The 21,646-nt window shown below is 41.2% G+C and carries 20 protein-coding genes; 7 read left to right on the top strand and 13 right to left on the bottom strand.

Going from position 1 to position 21,646, the window contains the following annotated elements; genetic code table 11:
• The first annotated feature begins 15 nt into the window (after positions 1–15).
• From hslU to rraA, 3 genes are all read left to right on the top strand, one after another.
• Positions 16–1,347 carry an HslU--HslV peptidase ATPase subunit gene (gene hslU / locus R7Q09_RS11325; protein ID WP_318070461.1) on the top strand — a complete coding sequence of 444 codons (1,332 nt, stop codon included), beginning with the start codon at positions 16–18 and terminating at the stop codon, positions 1,345–1,347.
• Between the two features lie 1,113 nt (positions 1,348–2,460).
• Positions 2,461–3,378 carry a 1,4-dihydroxy-2-naphthoate polyprenyltransferase gene (locus tag R7Q09_RS11320; RefSeq protein WP_005383178.1) on the top strand — a complete coding sequence of 306 codons (918 nt, stop codon included), beginning with the start codon at positions 2,461–2,463 and terminating at the stop codon, positions 3,376–3,378.
• A 76-nt stretch (positions 3,379–3,454) separates the two neighbouring features.
• The gene (gene rraA / locus R7Q09_RS11315; RefSeq protein WP_005379537.1) at positions 3,455–3,961 is read left to right on the top strand and encodes a ribonuclease E activity regulator RraA; all 507 of its coding nucleotides are present in this window, start codon (positions 3,455–3,457) and stop codon (positions 3,959–3,961) included.
• Positions 3,962–4,096: 135 nt separating this feature from the next.
• Here the strand turns inward: rraA and zapB are convergent, their stop codons facing one another.
• Positions 4,097–4,339, bottom strand: coding sequence for a cell division protein ZapB (zapB, locus tag R7Q09_RS11310; protein WP_005379536.1), 243 nt, complete (start codon positions 4,337–4,339; stop codon positions 4,097–4,099).
• 348 nt (positions 4,340–4,687) lie between these two features.
• Here zapB and glpX point away from each other — a divergent pair, with 348 nt between their 5' ends.
• The 3 genes from glpX (at position 4,688) to R7Q09_RS11295 (ending at position 7,544) form a co-directional block, all read left to right on the top strand.
• Entirely contained in the window at positions 4,688–5,695 is a 1,008-nt protein-coding gene (gene glpX / locus R7Q09_RS11305) for a class II fructose-bisphosphatase (protein ID WP_047101877.1), read from the top strand.
• 717 nt (positions 5,696–6,412) lie between these two features.
• On the top strand, positions 6,413–7,033 hold the full coding sequence (locus tag R7Q09_RS11300; RefSeq protein ID WP_213885605.1) for a helix-turn-helix transcriptional regulator: 621 nt from the start codon (positions 6,413–6,415) through the stop codon (positions 7,031–7,033).
• A gap of 160 nt (positions 7,034–7,193) precedes the next feature.
• Positions 7,194–7,544, top strand: coding sequence for a DUF3135 domain-containing protein (locus tag R7Q09_RS11295; RefSeq protein WP_239938882.1), 351 nt, complete (start codon positions 7,194–7,196; stop codon positions 7,542–7,544).
• Here R7Q09_RS11295 and R7Q09_RS11290 read toward each other — a convergent pair.
• From R7Q09_RS11290 to R7Q09_RS11280, 3 genes are all read right to left on the bottom strand, one after another.
• Positions 7,538–7,804, bottom strand: a complete 267-nt coding sequence (locus R7Q09_RS11290; RefSeq protein ID WP_373417398.1) for a GIY-YIG nuclease family protein — start codon at positions 7,802–7,804, stop codon at positions 7,538–7,540. The genes R7Q09_RS11295 and R7Q09_RS11290 overlap by 7 nt on opposite strands.
• A 918-nt stretch (positions 7,805–8,722) precedes the next feature.
• Complete coding sequence (locus tag R7Q09_RS11285) at positions 8,723–9,145, bottom strand: DUF805 domain-containing protein (protein ID WP_005384868.1); 423 nt, start codon at positions 9,143–9,145, stop codon at positions 8,723–8,725.
• A gap of 162 nt (positions 9,146–9,307) precedes the next feature.
• Positions 9,308–9,655: a 5-carboxymethyl-2-hydroxymuconate Delta-isomerase gene (locus tag R7Q09_RS11280; protein ID WP_017820736.1), complete on the bottom strand. Its 348-nt coding sequence runs from the start codon at positions 9,653–9,655 to the stop codon at positions 9,308–9,310.
• Between the two features lie 270 nt (positions 9,656–9,925).
• On the opposite strand from R7Q09_RS11280, the gene tpiA reads away from it, so the two are divergent.
• On the top strand, positions 9,926–10,696 hold the full coding sequence (gene tpiA, locus R7Q09_RS11275; RefSeq protein ID WP_005384863.1) for a triose-phosphate isomerase: 771 nt from the start codon (positions 9,926–9,928) through the stop codon (positions 10,694–10,696).
• 97 nt (positions 10,697–10,793) lie between these two features.
• On the opposite strand, the gene galU is transcribed toward tpiA, so the two are convergent.
• From galU to R7Q09_RS11230, 9 genes are all read right to left on the bottom strand, one after another.
• Positions 10,794–11,672, bottom strand: coding sequence for a UTP--glucose-1-phosphate uridylyltransferase GalU (galU, locus tag R7Q09_RS11270; RefSeq protein WP_021487153.1), 879 nt, complete (start codon positions 11,670–11,672; stop codon positions 10,794–10,796).
• A 68-nt stretch (positions 11,673–11,740) separates the two neighbouring features.
• Positions 11,741–12,907 carry a nucleotide sugar dehydrogenase gene (locus R7Q09_RS11265; RefSeq protein WP_169628330.1) on the bottom strand — a complete coding sequence of 389 codons (1,167 nt, stop codon included), beginning with the start codon at positions 12,905–12,907 and terminating at the stop codon, positions 11,741–11,743.
• A gap of 97 nt (positions 12,908–13,004) precedes the next feature.
• Positions 13,005–15,110, bottom strand: coding sequence for a YjbH domain-containing protein (locus tag R7Q09_RS11260; protein WP_256901139.1), 2,106 nt, complete (start codon positions 15,108–15,110; stop codon positions 13,005–13,007).
• A 24-nt stretch (positions 15,111–15,134) separates the two neighbouring features.
• A complete protein-coding gene (locus R7Q09_RS11255) occupies positions 15,135–16,286 on the bottom strand; it encodes a glycosyltransferase family 4 protein (RefSeq protein ID WP_318070460.1) in 1,152 nt (383 codons plus the stop codon).
• Positions 16,287–16,294: 8 nt separating this feature from the next.
• Entirely contained in the window at positions 16,295–17,302 is a 1,008-nt protein-coding gene (locus R7Q09_RS11250) for an NAD-dependent epimerase (RefSeq protein WP_005384851.1), read from the bottom strand.
• Complete coding sequence (locus R7Q09_RS11245; RefSeq protein ID WP_025768342.1) at positions 17,299–18,201, bottom strand: ATP-grasp fold amidoligase family protein; 903 nt, start codon at positions 18,199–18,201, stop codon at positions 17,299–17,301. The genes R7Q09_RS11250 and R7Q09_RS11245 overlap by 4 nt, the downstream gene beginning before the upstream one ends.
• The gene (locus tag R7Q09_RS11240; protein WP_222716777.1) at positions 18,167–19,363 is read right to left on the bottom strand and encodes a glycosyltransferase family 4 protein; all 1,197 of its coding nucleotides are present in this window, start codon (positions 19,361–19,363) and stop codon (positions 18,167–18,169) included. Before R7Q09_RS11240 ends, R7Q09_RS11245 begins: the two co-directional genes overlap by 35 nt.
• Positions 19,364–19,367: 4 nt before the next feature.
• Entirely contained in the window at positions 19,368–20,429 is a 1,062-nt protein-coding gene (locus R7Q09_RS11235; RefSeq protein ID WP_318070459.1) for a glycosyltransferase, read from the bottom strand.
• A gap of 9 nt (positions 20,430–20,438) precedes the next feature.
• Positions 20,439–21,617, bottom strand: a complete 1,179-nt coding sequence (locus R7Q09_RS11230) for a hypothetical protein (RefSeq protein WP_054729053.1) — start codon at positions 21,615–21,617, stop codon at positions 20,439–20,441.
• Positions 21,618–21,646 lie beyond the last annotated feature (29 nt).

Here is a 21,646-nt window from a genome sequence, read left to right as displayed (position 1 = left end):
AAGTAAGGAAAGAATATGTCTGAAATGACGCCTCGCGAAATCGTTCATGAATTGAACCGCCACATTATCGGTCAAGAAAAAGCCAAACGTTCGGTTGCGATTGCACTTCGTAACCGCTGGCGCCGCATGCAGCTTGAAGAAAGCTTGCGTGCCGAAGTGACGCCAAAAAACATCTTGATGATTGGCCCTACTGGTGTTGGTAAGACTGAAATCGCACGACGCCTCGCAAAACTGGCAAATGCCCCTTTCATCAAAGTTGAAGCGACAAAATTCACCGAAGTGGGTTACGTTGGTAAAGAAGTTGAAACCATCATCCGTGACCTAACCGATGTCGCTGTGAAAATGACGCATCAACAAGCAATGGAGAAAGTGAAATTCCGCGCAGAAGAGCAAGCAGAAGAACGCATTCTTGATGCGCTACTGCCACCAGCACGTGATAGTTGGGGTCAAGCAGAGCAAACGGAAGAGTCTTCTCACACTCGCCAGATCTTCCGTAAGAAACTGCGTGAAGGCCAACTAGACGATAAAGAAATTGAAATCGACGTAGCCGCACCGCAGATGGGCGTAGAGATCATGGCGCCTCCTGGTATGGAAGAGATGACTAACCAGCTGCAAGGCATGTTCCAAAACCTGGCAGGCGACACTAAGAAAAAACGTAAGCTGAAAATCAAAGACGCAATGAAAGCGTTAGCGGAAGAAGAAGCGGCGAAACTGGTAAACCAAGAAGAGCTAAAAGAAGCAGCGATTTTCAACGTTGAAAACAACGGCATCGTATTTATCGATGAGATCGACAAGATCTGTAAACGCGGCGAGAGCTCAGGCCCAGACGTTTCACGCGAAGGTGTTCAGCGCGACCTACTTCCATTGATTGAAGGCAGCACGGTATCAACCAAGCACGGCATGGTAAAAACAGACCACATTCTGTTTGTTGCATCTGGTGCATTCCAAGTGGCAAAACCATCTGACTTGATCCCAGAATTGCAAGGTCGTCTACCAATTCGTGTTGAGCTAGAAGCACTAAGCAGCAACGACTTCAAACGCATTCTGACAGAACCAAAAGCCTCTCTAACAGAGCAGTACGTTGCGTTGATGAAAACGGAAGATGTGGACATCGAATTCACAGAAGACGGCATCACGCAAATCGCGGAAGCGGCATGGACGGTCAACGAAAGCACAGAAAACATCGGTGCTCGTCGCTTACACACCGTAATGGAACGCTTGATGGATGAAATCTCTTACGATGCAGCGGAGCAATCTGGCGCTAAATTCGTTATTGATTCCGCTTACGTGAAAGCGCGCCTAGGCGACACGATTGAAAATGAAGATCTAAGCCGCTTTATTCTTTAATCGCAATCTATTTTACCAAAGCCCAGAACCTTGTTTCTGGGCTTTTTGTATAGAATGACGGCCACTGTGACAACACCTAAATCAAAAGTTCTCGTCATTCTAGCGAGCTCAAGTGAGACTAAGAATCTGCTAACAGCAGACGCCTATTCTTTCCAACTCACCTTAACCACGGCACTATTGGGACGATAGATTCTGAATCACCTCGTTCCTCGCTGTTCAGAATGACGGTTACTGTGACAACACCTAAATCAAAAAGATCTCGTCATTCTAGCGAGCTCAAGCGAGACTAAGAATCTAGTAACAGCAGACGCCTATTCTTTCACACTCACCTTCACCACCGCACAACCGGGACGATAGATTCTGAATCACCTCGTTCCTCGCTGTTCAGAATGACGGTTACTGTGACAACACCTAAATCAAAAGATCTCGCATTCTAGCGAGCTTAAGCAAGACTAAGAATCTGGTAACAGCAGACGCCTATTCTTTCCAACTCACCTTCACCACCGCACAACCGGGACGATAGATTCTGAATCACCTCGTTCCTCGCTGTTCAGAATGACGGTGACTTAGACAACATCTAAATCAAAAGACCTGGTCATTCTAGCGAGCTCAAGCGAGACTAAGAATCTGGTAACAGCAGACGCCTATTCTTTCCCACTCCCCTTCACCACCGCACAATCGGATGATCGATTCTGAATCACACTCGTTGTTCAGAATGACGGTGACTTTGACAACACCTAAATCAAAAGATCTCGCATTCTAGCGAGCTTAAGCAAGACTAAGAATCTGGCAACAGCAGACGCCTATTCTTCCCCACTCACCTTAACCACCGCACAATCGGATGATCGATTCTGAATCACACTCGTTGTTCAGAATGACGGTGACTTTGACAATACCTAAATCAAAAAAGATCTCGTCATTCTAGCGAGCTCAAGCGAGACTAAGAATCTGCTAACAGCAAACGCCTTTCTTTCCCACTCACCTTCACCACTGCACAACCGGATGATAGATTCTGAATAACCCTTTGACTTCTAGTTGAGTTGTTTTAGGTCAATAGCGTATCTGCCTCTTTGTGCTTATACTGGGCACATTGGTTACTAGCACGAAATTTCCATGAAACAATCTCTACAGATCTGGCTTGAAGCCGCTCGTCCAAAAACATTACCTCTGGCATTGGTCTCTATCTTAACAGGTAGCGTGCTCGCCTACTCGGCGGGTCATTTCTCACTGACGATTGCCATCATGGCTTTCGTAACCGCGACATTGCTGCAAATTCTGTCCAACCTGGCAAACGACTATGGCGATGCCGTTCAAGGTACAGATAATGACAAACGCCTCGGCCCATTACGAGCGATGCAGTCTGGCGCGGTAAGTGCTAAACAGATGAAACAAGCGATTATCTTTAACATCGTTCTGACCGCAATCTCAGGCTTGGTGTTAGTTTTCTATTCACTAAGTTCACTGGAAAGCATTGTTACTTTTATCGGGCTGGGAATTTTGGCCATTCTCGCCGCCATTGCTTATACCATGGGTAGCAAACCATACGGTTACGTGGGGCTTGGCGATATATCAGTATTCTTGTTTTTTGGTTTACTCGGCGTATCCGGTACCTACTTCTTGCATACTGGTCACGTAGACACCACGCTATTCTTACCTGCTTTAGGCTGCGGTTTACTCGCCGTTGCAGTCCTCAATATCAACAATATGCGTGATATAGAGAACGACCGAGAGTGTGGTAAACGCACGGTGGCGGTACGCTTAGGTCAACGTAAAGCCAAACAGTACCACTTTATTTTACTTGGCGGAGCTATCCTTGCCTTTGCGGCTTACTTGTTAATTCAAGACAAACCCGTTTGGATTAGCTTGCCATTCTTACTTAGTATTTATTTCGTGGCCGATCATGGTAAAGCGGTTTGGCATACACAAAAGCCTGCTCAAATAGCACCAATGATGCCAGTCATCGTGAAATGCTCTCTAGTCACCAACGTTTTGTTTGCAACAATTGTGGTAGCTCAAACTCTAGTAAGTTAAAAAAGGATTGTCATTGCATTGACTTAATGCCTAGATATACTCAAAGACAACCAATTTCTGTTTAGAAAGGTACGCTATGGAATACAATACCTCAGCACTCTGTGATATCTACCTCGATCAGGTAGATGTGGTTGAACCAATGTTCAGTAACTTTGGCGGTCGCGCTTCATTTGCCGGGCAAATCACCACCATCAAGTGTTTTGAAGATAATTCGTTGATCCGCGAGACATTAGAGCAAGATGGACTTGGTCGCGTTTTGTTAATTGACGGTGGCGGTTCCCTACGTAAAGCCCTTATCGATGCAGAAATCGCAACCATTGCGGAAGAAAACGAGTGGGAAGGCATTGTCGTTTACGGCTGTGTTCGTGAAGTAGATGAACTTGAAGATATGAACTTAGGCATTCAAGCCCTCGCTTCTATTCCTGTTGGAGCGACCAGTCAGGGTATTGGCGAATTGGATGTACCAGTCAACTTTGGCGGCGTTAGCTTCCTTCCAGAAGATTACATTTATGCTGATAGCACCGGAATTATCCTGTCGCCTGAACCATTGAATATTGATTTAGAGTTGGATGAAGAAGCATAGCGAGTCTTAGGTGTCTAAGTTATAGGGTCTTCTCTTAGCTATCAGCGCCTAGCCTTGTCTTAACATTTTCTACTTCCCTAAAACACAAACACCCGCTTAGCGCGGGTGTTTTTAATTTGGAATGAAGAAGCTGAATTATTCCACTTCGTCCATTTTGCCAAGTAGTGCACGAATGCGCTCTTGCCATTGTGCGTGCTCTTGCTGTGCTTGTTGTGCTTTTTGCTCTAGCTCTTCACGTTGAGAGCGAAGCTCGTTAGCTTCTTCCGCAAGTTTAGCTTTATCTTCTTTCAGCTCTTCGACTTCCATCTGAAGAAGAGTGATTGTGTCAACTGCAGTTTGAATTTTAGATTCTAGTTGTTCTAGTACTTCAAAAGACATCTTGGCCTACCTATGTTATTCCGTTGGGACGATGTGCGAGATTGATGCACACCTAACCTATATAAGGTTCATTCTACTCAGCGTCGCGATGAGAAACACTCACTATATTCGATATTTTGCATCATTCGGTCAAAAAATCAGCGCAATCTCACTAAACGCTGACTTTTCTTGTCGCCGAAGCATTTTTGAGCAAGGATTTTGCGTCCCGCTACTCTGAAAATCGCCCTAAGTATTGATCAAATTCAAGTTAGATAAAGTAAAAGCCTCGCAAAAAGGCAAACGTTTACTCGACCTTGTGATAGAATCGCCGCGCAAATTCTTCTTCCCTCTTGCTTACTTGGAGACATCATGAAACGCGATTTAGCAATGGCATTTTCCCGTGTGACTGAAGGTGCAGCTCTGGCTGGTTACAAATGGCTTGGCCGTGGCGATAAAAATGCAGCCGATGGCGCAGCTGTTGAAGTTATGCGCACGCTACTGAACAAAACAGATATCAGTGGTGAAATTGTCATTGGTGAAGGTGAAATCGATGATGCGCCAATGCTGTACATTGGAGAGCAAGTTGGTATTGGTGGTGATGAAGTGGATATCGCTGTCGACCCGATTGAAGGGACGCGTATGACGGCAATGGGACAATCGAACGCACTAGCCGTACTTGCCGCAGGTGAGAAAGGCAGCTTTCTTAAAGCGCCAGATATGTACATGGAAAAACTGGTTGTTGGCCCTGGTGCAAAAGGCGTAATTGACTTAGAAAAGCCGTTAAAAGAAAACCTAGAGAACGTAGCAAAAGCCCTGAACAAGCCACTTGATACCCTAGTCGTTATTACCCTTGCAAAACCTCGCCACGATAACGTTATTGCAGAAATGCAAGCAATGGGCGTGCGTGTCTTTGCGGTGCCTGATGGTGACGTGGCTGCCTCTATTCTAACTTGTATGCCAGACAGTGAAGTGGACATGATGTACTGTATTGGCGGTGCGCCAGAAGGGGTTGTATCAGCAGCGGTAATTCGAGCGCTAGATGGTGACATGCACGGTCGCCTGCTTCCTCGTCATGAGGTAAAAGGCGATACTGAAGAAAACCGCATTTACGGCGCAGATGAACTAAAACGCTGCGATGAAATGGGCGTAAAAGCGAATGTTGTCCTCAAAATGGAAGACATGGCTCGTAGCGACAATGTGGTATTTTCAGCAACAGGCATTACTAAAGGTGACTTGCTAGAAGGCATCTCTCGCCAAGGCAATATCGCAACCACAGAAACGCTGCTCGTGCGTGGTCGATGCCGTACTATTCGTCGCATTAAGTCGACTCACTACCTAGATCGTAAAGATCCAGAAGTGCGTGATATTATTCTTTAAGCATTTCTCGAGGCTCTCGCTCAATCTGAGTTTGAGCCTTTCTTTCCGCACAACGGGCAATAGATTCTGAATCACACTCGTTCCTCGTTGTTCAGAATGACGTTGACTTTAATAAGCTCTAAATCAAAAGAGCTCGTCATTCTAGCGAGCTCCAGCGAGACTAAGAATCTGGTAACAGCAAACTCCTATTCTGTCCTGCTCGCCTTAACCGCTGCTCAACCAAAAGATAGATTCTGAATCACTCTCGTTCCTCGTTGTTCTGAATGACGGTGACTTTAATTAGCCCTAAATCAAAAAATTCGTCATTCTAGCGAGCCCCAGCGAGACTAAGAATCTAGTAGTAACAAGCTCCTGTTCTTGCCTGGTCACCTTAACCACTACTCAACCAAAAGATAGATTCTGAATCACTCTCGTTCCTCGTTGTTCAGAATGACGGTGGTTTTAATTAGCCCTAAATCAAAAGAATTCGTCATTCTAGCGAGCCCCAGCGAGACTAAGAATCTAGTAGTAACAAGCTCCTATTCTTGCCTGGTCACCTTAACCACTACTCAACCAAAAGATAGATTCTGAATCACCTCGTTCCTCGTTGTTCAGAATGACGACATATCTTGGCTCATATGAACATAGCCCCTACAAATCCACACTCAAATTAAGTCAACACTTTTCTTTACTAACCCTATCGCGCATAATATGTACTGACGTATAAATGGTGGGTATATGAAGACCGTAGATAGGATATTGCAAATCGTTAAGCGTGATGGCTCCGTCACTGCAAAACAACTCTCTTCTGAGCTAGGTATGACAACCATGGGGGCTCGTCAGCACCTGCAAAGTTTAGAAGATGATGGCATTCTTTCTATCCATGACGTAAAAGTAAAAGTTGGTCGCCCTGCTCGTCATTGGTCTCTCACTCAAAAGGGTCATGAGCAATTTGCTGACCGTCACGGTGAGTTGACCATTCAGTTTATAGAAGCTGTCGAACATATCTTTGGCAAAGATGGACTGGAAAAAGTCACATCAGAGAGGGAAAAACTCACGTTACAAAGTTATCGTCAGCACCTTGAGCAATGCGACTCTCTGCAAAGCAAACTAGAAACACTCGTCACATTAAGAGAGCAAGAAGGCTATATGGCTGAACTCGAGAAAGATGAGAACGGATTTATTTTAATCGAAAATCACTGTCCGATTTGTAAAGCCGCAACTCGCTGCCCAAGCTTGTGCCAATCAGAACTGAGTGTCTTTCAGTCTTTACTTGGACATGACACCAAAGTAGAGCGTACCGAACACATCATTAGCGGCCAAAGACGCTGCGTTTACCGCATCCAACAACTGCAGTAACCACCACAACCAAACATCGACATGCCGCACTTATTCAATCTCCAGCTTGAAAGCTTCTCTTATAAGTGAGACGGCTGAAGAATTCATCCTCTCTCCTCTTTCTAGTGGTGTAGGCTTTTAGTAACTAAAGGCAATTTCCATAAGGATTTGGAGAGCATCGATGTCTACTCTACGTCATATCCCGTCCCAAACGCTTCCTCCATTCGATGAAATGGTTCTAATGGCAGAGCGAGACCCAGAAGCTTTTGAGCAATTTCGTCATGAGATGGCGAAAGAGATGATCGAAAGCGCATCAGAAGATATGAAAGAAAGATTGTGGGCTCAACAAAGCCATATTGATAGAGTCATCAGCACGTGTAAAAACCCTCATCACACCAATGTGGTATTGATGAACGAGTTGCAAAAACAGGTCGTAAAGTTCAAAGCAGCGCTAGAAGGGGAAGCGGCACCGACACAAAAAGCGGATGTGGTTAGCTTAAATGCGTTTAAAGATAGGGATGATTTTTACTGATACTCAGTAGATAGATCGAGAAAGTTAGGGTTCGTTTCTCTTACCAAGGCTAACTTCCACTCACGCTTCCACTGCTTGAGCTGCTTTTCTCGGTTTATAGCATTAGCCATATCGTCGAATAACTCAAAGTAAACGAGCTTATGAACGTTGTATTTCTTAGTAAATCCTTCCACTACTCCATTTTTATGTTGCCATATTCTTTGGGGCAGCTGACTGGTAACACCTATGTAGAGAACGGCGTTGTTATTTGACGTTAGGATATAAACGCAAGGTGTCTTATCGATGATTCATTCTCCTTCATTATTCGCTGTTACTTTTCCATTGTAATTCGCAAGCTCAGTCAGTTTATTTCGAACTCGGAGCGCTCTGTACGTAGATTCTGAATCACACTCGTCCCTCGCTGTTCAGAATGACGATGACTTTAACAACCTCTAAACCAAAGGGGAGCGTCATTCTAGCGAGCCTTGGCGAGACTAAGAATCTCATAACAGCAAGCTCCTATTCTTTCGCACTCACCTTGGCCACTGCGCAATCGGACGATAGATTCTGAACAACACTCGTTCCTCGTTGTTCAGAATGACGATGACTTTAAGAGCCTCTAGATCAAAAGAGTCCGTCATTCTAGCGAGCCGCAGCGAAACTAAGAATCTGGTATCAGCAAGCTCCTATTCTTTCCCGCTCAGCTAACCACTGCTCAGCCGGATGATAGATTCTGAGTCACCTCGTTCCTCGCTGTTCAGAATGACGATGGCTTTAACAGTTTCTAAATCAAAAGAGTTCGTCATTCTAGCGAGCCTTAACGAGACTAAAAATCTCGTAACAGCAAGCTCCTATTCTTTCCCGTTCACCTAAACCACCGTACAATCGGATGATAGATTCTGAACCACACTCGCACCTCTCTGTTCAGAATAACGATGACTTTATCAGCCTCTAAATAAAAAGAGCTCGTCATTCTAGCGAGCCTCAGCGAGACTAAGGATCTGGTAACAGCAAACTCCTACTCTTTCACACACAGCTTAACCAGGGCTCAAGCGGACGATAGATTCTGAATCACACTCGTCCCTCGTTGTTCAGAATGACGATGACTTTAAGAGCCTCTAAATAAAAAGAGCTCGTCATTCTAGCGAGCCTTAGCGAGACTAAGAATCTACTTTCAGCACGCACGATACTTGAAGCAATTACTCCGGCTCAGGGCCATATTGATTTGGTCCTGATGTTCCCTTTAAGAAACCACATTCAATTAGAATCCATAAACCACAAATCAGAGAAATGGAAGCAACGAACATCTGTGGGGTCGACGGCTCTTGCGCGGCAGGGCTGGTCATTGGCGTGGCAATTCGTCCGATAATCAACGGAATATTCAGTGCTAGCCAATAGATCGATTTGTTGCGGTCGTGCCAACGCTTGGTGGTGATCGCCAAATCAGGGATCAACAGAACCACCAAGAAAATAGGAAGAAGCACATAGGAGAGAGTAGGAAGCAGTTGGCTGATACCGGCACCAAAGCCTAGAATGGACACATAGTAAATGACGTTCCAAATCCAGTAGGTTTTACGGTTTATACGTCCTTGAAAAGAAAACAGTAACTCTTTAGTCGACATCAAATTTTACCCCAAAGTAGAAAGGTTATAGATTAGCCGAGTCGATATAGTTTGGAAAGGACACCGATAGCTTGGGTGCCCACAACGACCTTACAATAAGCAGAGCCAGGCTGAGAATTCGTAACAATAACCCCTCGCTATTCTCGGGCAATTCAGCGCAACCTAGTTCACTACCTTTTGGAAGCTATCTATATCCATATCTCGGATATTGACCGTTAAACTGTGCACGTGACTAGCTTGCTCTTGAAGTGTCGCCATCAAGGCTCGTGACAGTTCTCGCTTCTGCTCTTGGGAACGGCCAGATAACAAATCAAAGTTGATATGGATAAAGTCGAGGCTATCACCCTCCTCTCCTATCAACCAATTGTGGCACCGGAGCGTTCTAGATTTCACTGACGCGAGTTCAAAAAGGCCACTTTCTAACGCCGTTTTATGTAAATCCTCCAGCAACCCCTGAACATTGACGCGTTCTTCCACCGAGTTTGAATACTCTAAAACGAGATTTGGCATTTCGATTCCTTTCTACAACAATTAATTCCAGCGCGTAGTAATACCAATCTCAGCAGCAATTTCCGAGGAATGAACTATCATTCTGTCTACGCGATCACCAATCGGTTGCTTTTGACAAAAATAACAGGATCGATGCTTGGTCGAATCAACAAAGAAAGCCGGACAAGACATGACGCCAATCATGATCTGTTCACATTATTCTGTTATATTCCTACATAGATTTTTTTACATTAATTGACTATTTACATTAAAGATAAGGGAGATATTCCTATGCGTCGTCCTGTAGTGATGGGTAACTGGAAACTAAACGGCAGCAAAGCAATGGTAACTGAGCTGCTAACTGGTCTTAACGCTGAACTTGAAGGCGTTGAAGGTGTTGACGTAGCAGTCGCTCCACCAGCACTTTACATCGACCTAGCAGAGCGCGTAATCGCTGAAGGCGGTAACAAGATCATCCTGGGTGCTCAAAACACTGACCTAAACAACAGCGGTGCGTTCACTGGCGATATGTCTCCAGAAATGCTGAAAGATTTCGGTGCTACTCACATCATCATCGGTCACTCAGAGCGTCGTGAATACCACAACGAATCTGACGAGTTCATCGCTAAGAAATTCAATTTCCTAAAAGAAAACGGTCTAACACCTGTTTTCTGTATCGGTGAATCTGAAGCGCAAAACGAAGCTGGCGAAACTGAAGCAGTATGTGCACGTCAAATCAACGCAGTTATCGACACTTACGGTGTTGAAGCTCTAAACGGCGCAATCATCGCTTACGAACCAATCTGGGCTATCGGTACTGGTAAAGCAGCAACTGCTGAAGATGCACAACGCATCCACGCTTCTATCCGCGCACTAATCGCAGCGAAAGACGAAGCAGTTGCAGCACAAGTAATCATCCAATACGGTGGCTCTGTTAAACCAGAAAACGCTGAAGCTTACTTCTCACAACCAGACATCGACGGCGCTCTAGTTGGCGGTGCTTCTCTAGACGCGAAAAGCTTCGCGGCAATCGCTAAAGCAGCGGCAAAAGCAAAAGCTTAATCTCGTTTTTACTGAGAGTAAAAATAACAAAGGGATGCATCATGCATCCCTTTTTGTTTGTGTTGTACCGTCGGAGTACCTAATAGGAAGTTCCGATTTACGCTGGCTCAGCAATTTTCACGGTTGGCTTTTTCGCGAGCTCCGCACTGGAATCTTTCTTATAAAGGTTCTCGTAGCAGTAATTTGTAGCTTCAATGTAGCCTTCTACACTACCGCAATCAAAGCGTTGACCTTTAAATTTGTATGCCAAAACACAACCAGATTGAGCTTGTTGCATCAACGCATCGGTGATTTGAATCTCACCACCTTTACCCGGCTCTGTATTTTCAATCAGTTCAAAGATATCAGGTGTCAGAATGTAGCGACCAATAATCGCTAGATTGCTAGGTGCAGTACCTGGCTCTGGCTTTTCAACCATGTTATCAATGCGGAAGATATCATCTTTGATCATCTCGCCAGCAATCACACCGTATTTATGCGTTTCTGATTCCGGCACTTCTTGTACCGCAACGATTGAACAGCGGAACTGTTTGTACAGCTCAACCATTTGCGCTAGAACGCCTTGGTCCTCATTCACACATAGGTCATCCGCGAGCACAACAGCAAACGGTTCATCACCGACCAGTTCACGTCCCGTAAGAATAGCGTGACCTAAGCCTTTCATTTCACGCTGACGAATGTAAGTGTAACTCGCAGAATCAATCAAAGAACGAATATCATCAAGCAGCGCTTCTTTACTTGTACCGCTAATTTGATGCTCTAACTCATAGTTTTTATCAAAGTGATCCATTAACGAGTGCTTACCACGACCGGTGACGATGCACATACCGTCCATACCGGCTTCAATCGCTTCTTCAACACCGTATTCAATCAATGGCTTGTTCACCACTGGCATCATTTCTTTCGGCATCGACTTAGTTGCAGGAAGGAAACGTGTGCCGTAGCCCGCTGCAGGGAATAAACATTTTTTAATCATAACCATTACCAACTAAAAAAAGGCTCCTCTGAGGGAGCCTGTTATATTATTTTGAATATAAAGACTAATTAATCGCTACCAAACAGGTCACGGGTGTAAACTTTATCAGCCACATCAGCTAGTTCCTCAACCATGCGGTTAGAAACAATAACATCAGACATTTGTTTGAACTCTTCAATATCGCGGATAACGGCAGAATGGAAGAACTCATCTTCCTGCAGTACCGGCTCGTAAACCACTACTTCAATACCTTTCGCTTTAATACGCTTCATAATGCCTTGAATAGACGAAGCGCGGAAGTTATCTGAACCAGCTTTCATAATTAAGCGGTAAATGCCCACTACTTTTGGCTGACGTTTGATAATGGAGTCTGCAATAAAATCTTTACGAGTGCGGTTTGCATCAACAATTGCACCAATGATGTTATTAGGAACTTCTTGGTAGTTTGCTAACAATTGCTTTGTATCTTTTGGTAAGCAGTAACCACCATAACCGAATGACGGGTTGTTGTAGTGATTGCCAATACGAGGGTCTAAGCCAACACCTTCTATAATTTGGCGAGCATCAAGGTTGTGTGCTTCAGCATACGAATCTAACTCATTGAAATAAGCTACGCGCATCGCTAGGTATGTGTTTGAGAACAACTTAACCGCTTCGGCTTCTGTAGAGTCAGTAAACAAAACCGAGATGTCTTCTTTTACCGCACCTTCAACTAAAAGATTAGCGAACTTCTCTGCACGTTCGCTACGCTCACCAACGATAATGCGAGACGGGTGTAGGTTATCGTAAAGAGCTTTACCTTCACGAAGAAACTCTGGAGAGAACATAACATTCTGACAACCGAACTCCTCTTTAATGCGCGCAGTATAACCCACAGGTACAGTCGACTTAATCACCATAACTGCATCTGGATTAATTGCCATCACATCTTTAATCACTGCTTCAACTGAAGAAGTATTAAAGTAGTTCGTTTGAGGGTCATAATCCGTTGGTGTAGCAATAACAACAAACTCCGCGTCTTTGTAAGCCAGCTCTTTATCTAGCGTCGCGATAAAGTTGAGTTCTTTGTTTGCAAGGAAATGTTCGATTTCCGCATCAACAATTGGAGATTTCTTGTCATTCAACAAGTCCACTTTTTCTTGGATAATATCAACCGCCACAACCTCATGGTTTTGTGACAATAACATGGCATTGGACAAACCGACGTAGCCCGTGCCTGCTACAGCAATTTTCATTTTTATTTCCTATTATTTAACTGACGCTAGCATATCAAAACACCGACACTCTCGGTAGAGTGCGGCGATTAACTAAAAGCCTAACTAGCAACACAACTTAATTCAATTGAGTACCCAAGTAACGCAAATAAGCATTGCGAATGCGAAGCTTGTTCTGCTCAAAGTACTCTTGACCATAACGGCCTCGGTTAAAGTAGCGGCGAAGCATACTATTATCCATCACGAGTTCATCACCCTGGCCTGCTGCCAAATAGTTTGTATCGTTGCCAACTCGTGTCGTAACGTTGAAATCATAAGCCTCGTTACCACGAACTTGTATCACTCCCGGCGACATATCGCGCCATGGCGTTAATGGCAGTTTTACTGACACAGTGACAAACTGCTCTTCGTCTGTATCATTAAACTTTGTCACCTGATAACTTGCTGATACTTCTATGTCCTCAAACCAATGTGAGGTCGTGAATTTTGCGCCGACATCCCCCTTCCAAAACTCTCCGGCAGTCGCATTAAACTGCCAATCCCACTCCGGCATAGAGAATGTATAACGAGTTAAAAAGGTTTGTCGGTCTGGATTCGCATAACCATTTTTGTCTTTTTCGTCTTGATGTTGGAAGTAGCTCATCTCTAGTCCCAACTCATGGTTGCCCGATTGAGAGAACCAAGCTGATTCGCTGCGCGCACCGATATAATCCGACTTAACCAAGCCTAGAGAGACCTGGTTAGCAATATCGACATATGGTAAACGGAAGAACTGATGCACCATTGCACGATCAATCTCGTTCTCGTACGCGCTGTCTTCGAAATACCCACCTTCTTCAAAATCGTCACTTTCAGCTAAAGGTAAAATATGACGAACATCAATTGCCGCGCCAGACCATAGGTAGGTGTATAAGTTGCTAGACATAGCAAAAGAGTAATCATACACACCGTACTCGGTTGCAAAACCATGCCTTACCATAGGAGAAAGCACGATCTGCGAATCTAAAGTGCCTGAATTAACTCGCTCCGTTTTCCAATCAACCATGTCTAATCTTTCCGGTAAATCGCGCGTGATAAACTGAATGTCATCACAAGCTGCGCTACCATTGACAAAACTTTGGTAACAGTTAGCGTCAGACAAAACGCTGACCACTGGTTTTTGGTTGGCAAGCATCACAAGTTCAAATTGATCCGATGCAGCGCCTATATCTTGCGCCGCATTTTGACCTAAATGACTCGACACAATACCCAGAGCGACACCTAGTCCGTCAACTTGGTTATGGTTGTAGCGGCGGTTTTCTACAGCCACCACAACTTTGCCATTTGATACGCCCACTTGAACATTAACGAAGCCTTCATTTTTTAACGCACTAACCAAAGAGGAAATTGACGCTTGTTGCGCTTTGTTTTGCTCAACGACTAAACGATCCATTAACGTCATATTATTCTTCGCGTAGTCGCGAGAGCGAGAGTATTCCGTTATCAATGGCATCGAGAGTGCAGCACTCCAAACGCTTGAACCATCCGATTCATGACCAGAATAAATCTGGTAACTTAATGAGGCGGTTATATCATTAGGCAGTAAATTATCGGGAGTAAACACTTTTATAGAAGAGTTGAATTCTACTGAATCGTACTCTCCTACTAGTTGAACAAAGTCAAAAGGTTGGTATTCAAAGCCACCAAAAGGGCCATCTAGAACACCCATCAAACGCTCTTCTGACTGACCGAAACCAGCAGAAACCCTTAAGGGAAGTACATTAAACGTATAATCAGCGACGGCAAAATTAGTCATGAGCTTAGTTGCAGCGCCACCGACATCTTGCATACCTAAAGCAAAATCTAAGTTCTCATTCCCCCAAAAATTGGGAACCTGATACTTCAGTGATAGTGATAAATCTCGAATACCGCCACAGCCTGTTTTAAAACAGTTCGAGTTATAATCATAAGTAACGATACTACCATGAGCCTCTAACCCTTCAATGAGGCCGAAAGATACTTTTATAGAATCTAAACCTTGCACCTCGTCAAGCCAAGGGCGCCCTTGGGCAAAAGATACACCAAAGTCGCCATACTCTTTCACTTGAGCATTAGGGTTAAAAACCAGTCCACTAAAGCTTTGGTTAGAATTTAGCGTCTGCAATTCGTTTGCCGCGACGCCACAACTAAAAGCCAACGATAGGGTAATTATCGTTACTTCATCCACTGAAATCTTTTTGATCATAACTCTTTATTTTATTTAGTTTTGCTAGCTGGCACTTAGGCCTTCTGCTTGAGTTTTTTCTTTTTGAAAGCAACCTTCCACTGCGTCCAAGTATTTTTGTATGACTAACTGCTCATCAAACTCTCGTTCAACTTTTTGACGACTGAATTGTCCCATTGTTAACCTTTCTTGATGAGTGAGGTTGATCACCAAATCCAGTTTTTCAATTAAACTATCTGTCGAACGAGGAGCACATAAATAACCATTGACTCCATCGTCAACCGTTTCACGACAACCAACATTGTCGGTTGTTACTATGGGTTTCCCCATTGCCGCCGCTTCAAGTAACGATTTAGGAACTCCCTCTCGATAGAATGAAGGAAGCACCATGCAATCTACCTTCGCAATCTCCTCTTCTACACAATCAGAAGTGCCAAGATAACTTACAATGCCTTCATCAACCCACTTTTGCATATCACTACTAGAGACAGCTGAAGGGTTATTAACATCAAGAAAACCTAGTAATCGAAATTCAACCTTATCACCATGTTTAGACTTCAATGCACGAGCCGCTTCAACGTAGTGACCAATGCCTTTGTCGTACAACATTCTGGCAATCAATAAAAAGCGAATTACACCGTCATCATTTGCAGGGCTAACTTGAAAACGGTTGAGATCAGCTCCCGAACCAGGTAAACGATCAACAAGACACGATGGCGCTAACCGATTCTCCAAAAACAACGTTTTATCGTCTTCATTTTGAAAGAAGATCTTACTTGCTTTAGATTGGCTCATTTTATACAGCAATCTGGCAATCTTAGACGTAAGGCCTTCATTAATAAAGACCATACCTAAGCCAGCAATATTATTGACCGACTTAGAGCCAACAAAATGCCCAGCTAACGTACCGTAGATATTATTCTTTGGAGTAAAGTTCAGTACCACATCGGGTTTGACGCTCTTAAAGATTTTGATAAATGAGAAAAACGTACCAATATCTTTAACAGGGTTTGTACCCCCTTGGTCAATGTTGATATGACAAAAGCTTGCTCCAAGTGATTCAAGCTTCGGTGAATAATCATCTTTAGGGGCTATAGCTACAACCTGATAACCAGCGTCCAACAACGCCGTAATGGTGTTTCTTCTGAAATTATATAAATACCAACTTGTATTTGCTGAAATCGCAACCGTTTTCATCTAACTACCTAAACCTTATAAAACTCGCGATACCAATCAACTAAGGCTTGAACGCCTTGTTTAAGACCAACTTGAGGTTTGTAGCCAGTCGCTTCGAATAAATCAGAAGTATCAGCATAAGTCTTATACACATCACCAGGCTGCATCTCGCGGAAATTCTTTTTCGCTTCAATACCAAGCGCAGATTCGATTTCCGTGATGAAGTCCATAAGGTTAACTGGACTACCGTGACCGATATTGTAAACAGAGTATGGAGCTGAACTAGAAGCAGGCGTACCGGATTCAACGGTCCAGTCGTCATTTCTTTGAGGGATAACCTCAGAAATACGTACAATACCTTCAACAATGTCGTCAATGTAAGTGAAGTCTCGCCACATATCGCCATTATTGTTTATATCAATTGTATCGCCCTCTAATATCTTCTTAGTGAAAATAAAAGGTGCCATGTCAGGACGACCCCATGGACCGTAAACGGTGAAGAACCGCAATCCAGTGGTCGGTAAGTCATACAAGTGAGAATATGAATGTGCCATTAACTCATTTGATTTCTTCGTCGCTGCATACAAAGAAACTGGATGGTCAACCGTATCACTTGTTTCAAAAGGTGTTTTTTGATTCAAGCCATAAACAGAAGATGACGATGCGTAAACTAGATGCTTAACTTTTGAATGTCGGCAACCCTCTAGGATGTTTAGGTGACCAACTAAGTTAGAATCCGCATAGGCCATCGGGTTTTCTATAGAGTATCTCACACCAGCTTGAGCTGCTAAGTGGATAACACAATCAAACTGGTTGTTAGCGAAGAAATCAGCTACAGCTTGTCTATCCGAGAGATCCATCTTTACAAATTCGAATCGCTCACTATTGTTGATCGTCAGTAGTCGAGCTTCTTTAAGATTAACATCATAGTAGTCATTAATATTATCTACACCAACAACACTCGCACCTTTACTCAAAAGCACTTCAATGGTTTTAGCGCCAATAAAACCCGCTGCGCCAGTTACTAAATATTTCATTTATCAAATTCCTTCCAATAACTACCTAATAAGACATCTGCATCTTTACTTGAAAGTGGTTCCCAACCACTACCATGACAAAACGTTAGTTCTCCAAAATAAACCTTTCCATCGACGTTATACATATCAACTCGAACGTACTTAAAAGGTTTCGCTAATTTTTTTGCTAGTGAAACCACGTCAGGCATATTAATTGGAAACTCGTAGGAATCATCAACTGATTCATACTTGGGTTGTATAGCAAAATCTAACTTTTCTAAATTCTCGGAATACAGTGATCTTTTATGATTACTAAACCGGTCACTATCAACCTGAATTATTACTTTTTCCTGGTTACTATCGTCCCCTTGAAAAATATGCAATTTGTAATCGGATGGCAGAGAACCATCTTTATGCATTAATAACTCTTCCATGAGTACTTGAGGCGTTTCAAGATCATAGAAATTTTCATCAATCTTTTGTCCTATTTTTACTTTTAGGTAACGATTGAATTGTGCTGATAATGCATTTAAATCTGTTAATTTTGACTTATCAAGTACTACTTTAACATTCTCACCACCACCTCCATTACTCGTTTTGATAACAAACTTATCAGGTGCTTTGTGAAAGAAATCAGGCGTTACATGAGTTGTTTTAGCAATTAAAGGAATTAAATGTTCTTTACCAATAGTATCTTCGACGTATTTTCTCACAGTATACTTATCAACATAACGAGAGAAGCTTAATGATTGTGAATCTAACTTTCGAGCAAATACTTTTTCTGAAAATGTACTAGGAGATATAAAGTCTGGATAATACTTATGAGTTATAACAAATCTAATTTTATTATAAACATTGGGAGTAATAACCAATCTAAGAACATCTCTAGTTATATTCTTTAATTCTTTTTTCAGATTCATTACTCAAATCATCCATATTCTTCATTATATTTTCAAAGCCATTTACGAAACCATCGTAATCAAATTTATCTTTCACATATTGAGTTCTTTGATTACGACAAGACAACACATCATCATCAATCGATAGAATATTTGAAGTAAACTCATCAACAAAGGTGTCATCACTGGCTTTTGTTTTCGTAATTAAGCCAATACTCTCGTTAACTAATACATCATTAATTCCATCAACTAGAGAAGAGCAAACAAAGCACCCTGCATTAAGTGCCTCTATAACGACTCTAGGTAGTCCTTCTTTGTGACTAGCGAATAAAAAAACGTCAGATAAAGACAAGTATTCATTAACAAAAGGAGTATATGGGACTATTATTACATTATCTTTTAGCCCAGAATCGTTTATTAAATTTAACACCTCGTCCTGATACTTAATGTCAATTTCAGTAGGTGGGCTTCCGATCATAAGTAATACATCACCATCTTTGTAGACTTTACCAAAAGCTCTTACAATATCTAGTTGATTTTTCCTTATACAAATACTTCCAACTGTAATATAAACTTTATTATATTTTCCTATTGTTCCTTTTATTTCTTCGACTGCGCTATAGTCCAAGATCTTAAAATTAAATCCTGTATTCAAAATAGTTAGCTTTTTTTGATATCGCTGCTTTTCATTTTCTGACAGAACATCACTACAGTCACTAGATATAAGAATTATCTTATTTGAAAGGGCTGCAGCGATTGAGGATATAAACTTAACTCGGTCATTTATCCTTACATACCAAGAAACTCTATCCCTTAAAATAAAAATAATAGGAAGGTAGAATAGAAAGCTGCGAATGTCATTCACACATATATAATCAGACTTTCCAATCAAGTTAATATTAAAAAGTTGCTTAATCCATAAATATATTAGCAGAAAAGGATATACAACCTTTTGGTAAAGTTTAAATTTACTTCTCGGCTTTAACAACAATTCAGGAACAGGAAGAACAAATGAATTTATTCCTAAATCATTGGACTTCTGAGCTAACGGGCCGTTTTTAGATGTAATTAAACTAACATCCAAATATTCTTTACTATTTAATCCAGAAGCTAGCTCCAACATACTTTTTGGAGCTCCGTAAAGTCCCTTATAATAACTTTCTATAAAAATAATTTTTTTCATTAAATTAAATACTCTTTATGAATTTTTCATATTGACTCGTAATTTTCTCTAATGAGTATTTCTCGGTCGTATGATATATATCGTTATAGTTCCAAGACTTATTGATACAAAAAGACATCGCTTCTGCTAACTTTTCTACTGATAGATATTCAACTAATATACCATTATGATCATTAATTATGTCTCTCGGACCGCTTGGACAATCATAAGAAACTATAGGCGTTCTATATAATATAGATTCCAACAATACATTAGGGAACCCTTCATTGAATGAAGATAAAACTGTTAATTTTGCATTTTCATAATAAGGTTTAGTATTTTTTTGATGACCAGCAAATGAAACATTATTCTCTATCCCAAGTTTTCTCGAAAGTTGCATTAAACTTTCTTTTTCTGGTCCATCGCCTACTATAACCAATTTATAATCAGGGAATGTATTTAAGAACAGGGAAAATGCTTTTATCGTATCTTTAACGTTCTTCTGCTTTACTAATCTTCCCACATACAAAATATAATTTTCTTTTTTAACTTCTTTGTCGACGCCACTTTTAAAACGATCTATTGGATTATTAATGACAACATATCTTTCATTAACAGAATAGTTATCATCCATGTCCTTTTGTATACCAGTAGACTGGAATATATAGCCGTCGATATATCGATAAAAGGCCTTCATCAACGGACTGACTACGTATTGATACTTTTTGCTTTTATGTTTGATTGTTACGCTAAGTGTATTATTTATTCTGCTAATGATTTTTACATTATATTTAAATAATTTCTTTATTAGGAGAGCTACTAAACTGAGCTCATGATTAAATATTAAAACAGAATGTCCATTGATGTCTTTTAAAACTTTTTTCAACTTCCAAAAGCTTTTTAATGTACTCGTTTTGCCTAGATAAACAATTTTTACTTTATCAGACACCTCATAAGAAGATCCTTCATCATCTAAAACAAAAATAGTAACATCATTTTTATCTTGAGATAGCCTTGAAGATATTTGGCAGCATACCTTTTCTGTGCCACCACCGATAAGAGAATTTATAATAATATAATAATTCATAGATTTTACTTAGACTGAATGGCTATGTTTCATGTTTTTCCTAATAAAAACATAGAAAATATATATTAAAAATATGAAACTAGTGTATTTTAATTTTGTAATTAATATCACAAGACTACATAAGAAATGACGATTACTCTTCAAGTTAAACTTTAGAATTCCAAGTAATAGTATCAGACCGATGACACCAAATTTCATGAGAATAAAAGTACCCAAACCATTATCATTTAATGCAGGTAATCCTTGTCTTGCCCAAGATGCTCCTGGATTATTAACTAGATACTCAATTTCACGAGGAACTCCTACGGGCCCACTACCAAAAAATATATCAAGCATAGACTGATTAAATATCACATCAAAAAGTCCTAATCGCATACCAATAGCATCATAATTTCCTGACGTTCTCAAAACTAGCAAATCAATAACAAATGGAATAAGGGTAACAACCACTGTAGTTGCTAATAAAAACTTCAGCTTATAGTTCTCTTTGTTGTTTTTGATAAAATACATAAGAAAGAATGCACAAAAAATAGAAGCAAAAGAAAGAGACAAGAACAATGAGGCTAATAATGCCTTATCCAATTTATCTATTTTATTTGTTATATGATATCGCAATATAAACAAGCAGATAACAAAAGCGCTATATGTTGATGGCTCATTATAAAATCCAGTAGGTCTGTATGTATTACCAATGATAGGTAAGCGGACTCCCCAAGTATAACGAGATGCTTCGCCGGTGAATGGCTGTAGAAGATCAATGTAATAACCAGTCGAATAAACCACTATTAATTGAAAAAAGAAGACCGACACATGAATAGCAATTACAATCTTTAAACTATCTGCCAATACTTTACTTTCAAGACCACTAATATAAAAGCATATAGCTATCAATATTAATTTAAAAACCATAGTTCCGAAAAAATCAATGGAACCATAATTGGTCATATTATTTACATATGATAACCATTCATAATGAGAAAAAATGGAAACAGTCATTATTAAAAAAGAAATAGAAAAGAAAACCTTAAGTATATTCTTATTTAAGTAAGACTTGGGATGAATGATGAAATATATAAAAAGTATAGCAAATATAATTATAAGACGTGTGTTGTCGTGATTCTCTAGAGAAAGAAAAAATATTGATAAAGCTAGAGTGGCTTTTTTTAAAGTATCTTCATTAAGGATCATCAGAAATCTTATATATTAATTTTGGTCAA

It is taken from the genome of Vibrio sp. 2130-1, assembly GCF_033339515.1.
The sequence above is the reverse complement of the archived record's forward strand: the minus strand, read 5'-3'. Positions and strand labels throughout refer to the sequence as shown.

Coding starts and splice junctions, on each gene's coding strand:
- hslU (WP_318070461.1), top strand. CDS start 16: ATGTCTGAAATGACGCCTCGCGAAATCGTTCATGAATTGAACCGCCAC.
- R7Q09_RS11320 (WP_005383178.1), top strand. CDS start 2,461: ATGAAACAATCTCTACAGATCTGGCTTGAAGCCGCTCGTCCAAAAACA.
- rraA (WP_005379537.1), top strand. CDS start 3,455: ATGGAATACAATACCTCAGCACTCTGTGATATCTACCTCGATCAGGTA.
- zapB (WP_005379536.1), bottom strand. CDS start 4,339: ATGTCTTTTGAAGTACTAGAACAACTAGAATCTAAAATTCAAACTGCA.
- glpX (WP_047101877.1), top strand. CDS start 4,688: ATGAAACGCGATTTAGCAATGGCATTTTCCCGTGTGACTGAAGGTGCA.
- R7Q09_RS11300 (WP_213885605.1), top strand. CDS start 6,413: ATGAAGACCGTAGATAGGATATTGCAAATCGTTAAGCGTGATGGCTCC.
- R7Q09_RS11295 (WP_239938882.1), top strand. CDS start 7,194: ATGTCTACTCTACGTCATATCCCGTCCCAAACGCTTCCTCCATTCGAT.
- R7Q09_RS11285 (WP_005384868.1), bottom strand. CDS start 9,145: ATGTCGACTAAAGAGTTACTGTTTTCTTTTCAAGGACGTATAAACCGT.
- R7Q09_RS11280 (WP_017820736.1), bottom strand. CDS start 9,655: ATGCCAAATCTCGTTTTAGAGTATTCAAACTCGGTGGAAGAACGCGTC.
- tpiA (WP_005384863.1), top strand. CDS start 9,926: ATGCGTCGTCCTGTAGTGATGGGTAACTGGAAACTAAACGGCAGCAAA.
- galU (WP_021487153.1), bottom strand. CDS start 11,672: ATGATTAAAAAATGTTTATTCCCTGCAGCGGGCTACGGCACACGTTTC.
- R7Q09_RS11265 (WP_169628330.1), bottom strand. CDS start 12,907: ATGAAAATTGCTGTAGCAGGCACGGGCTACGTCGGTTTGTCCAATGCC.
- R7Q09_RS11260 (WP_256901139.1), bottom strand. CDS start 15,110: ATGATCAAAAAGATTTCAGTGGATGAAGTAACGATAATTACCCTATCG.
- R7Q09_RS11255 (WP_318070460.1), bottom strand. CDS start 16,286: ATGAAAACGGTTGCGATTTCAGCAAATACAAGTTGGTATTTATATAAT.
- R7Q09_RS11250 (WP_005384851.1), bottom strand. CDS start 17,302: ATGAAATATTTAGTAACTGGCGCAGCGGGTTTTATTGGCGCTAAAACC.
- R7Q09_RS11245 (WP_025768342.1), bottom strand. CDS start 18,201: ATGAATCTGAAAAAAGAATTAAAGAATATAACTAGAGATGTTCTTAGA.
- R7Q09_RS11240 (WP_222716777.1), bottom strand. CDS start 19,363: ATGAAAAAAATTATTTTTATAGAAAGTTATTATAAGGGACTTTACGGA.
- R7Q09_RS11235 (WP_318070459.1), bottom strand. CDS start 20,429: ATGAATTATTATATTATTATAAATTCTCTTATCGGTGGTGGCACAGAA.
- R7Q09_RS11230 (WP_054729053.1), bottom strand. CDS start 21,617: ATGATCCTTAATGAAGATACTTTAAAAAAAGCCACTCTAGCTTTATCA.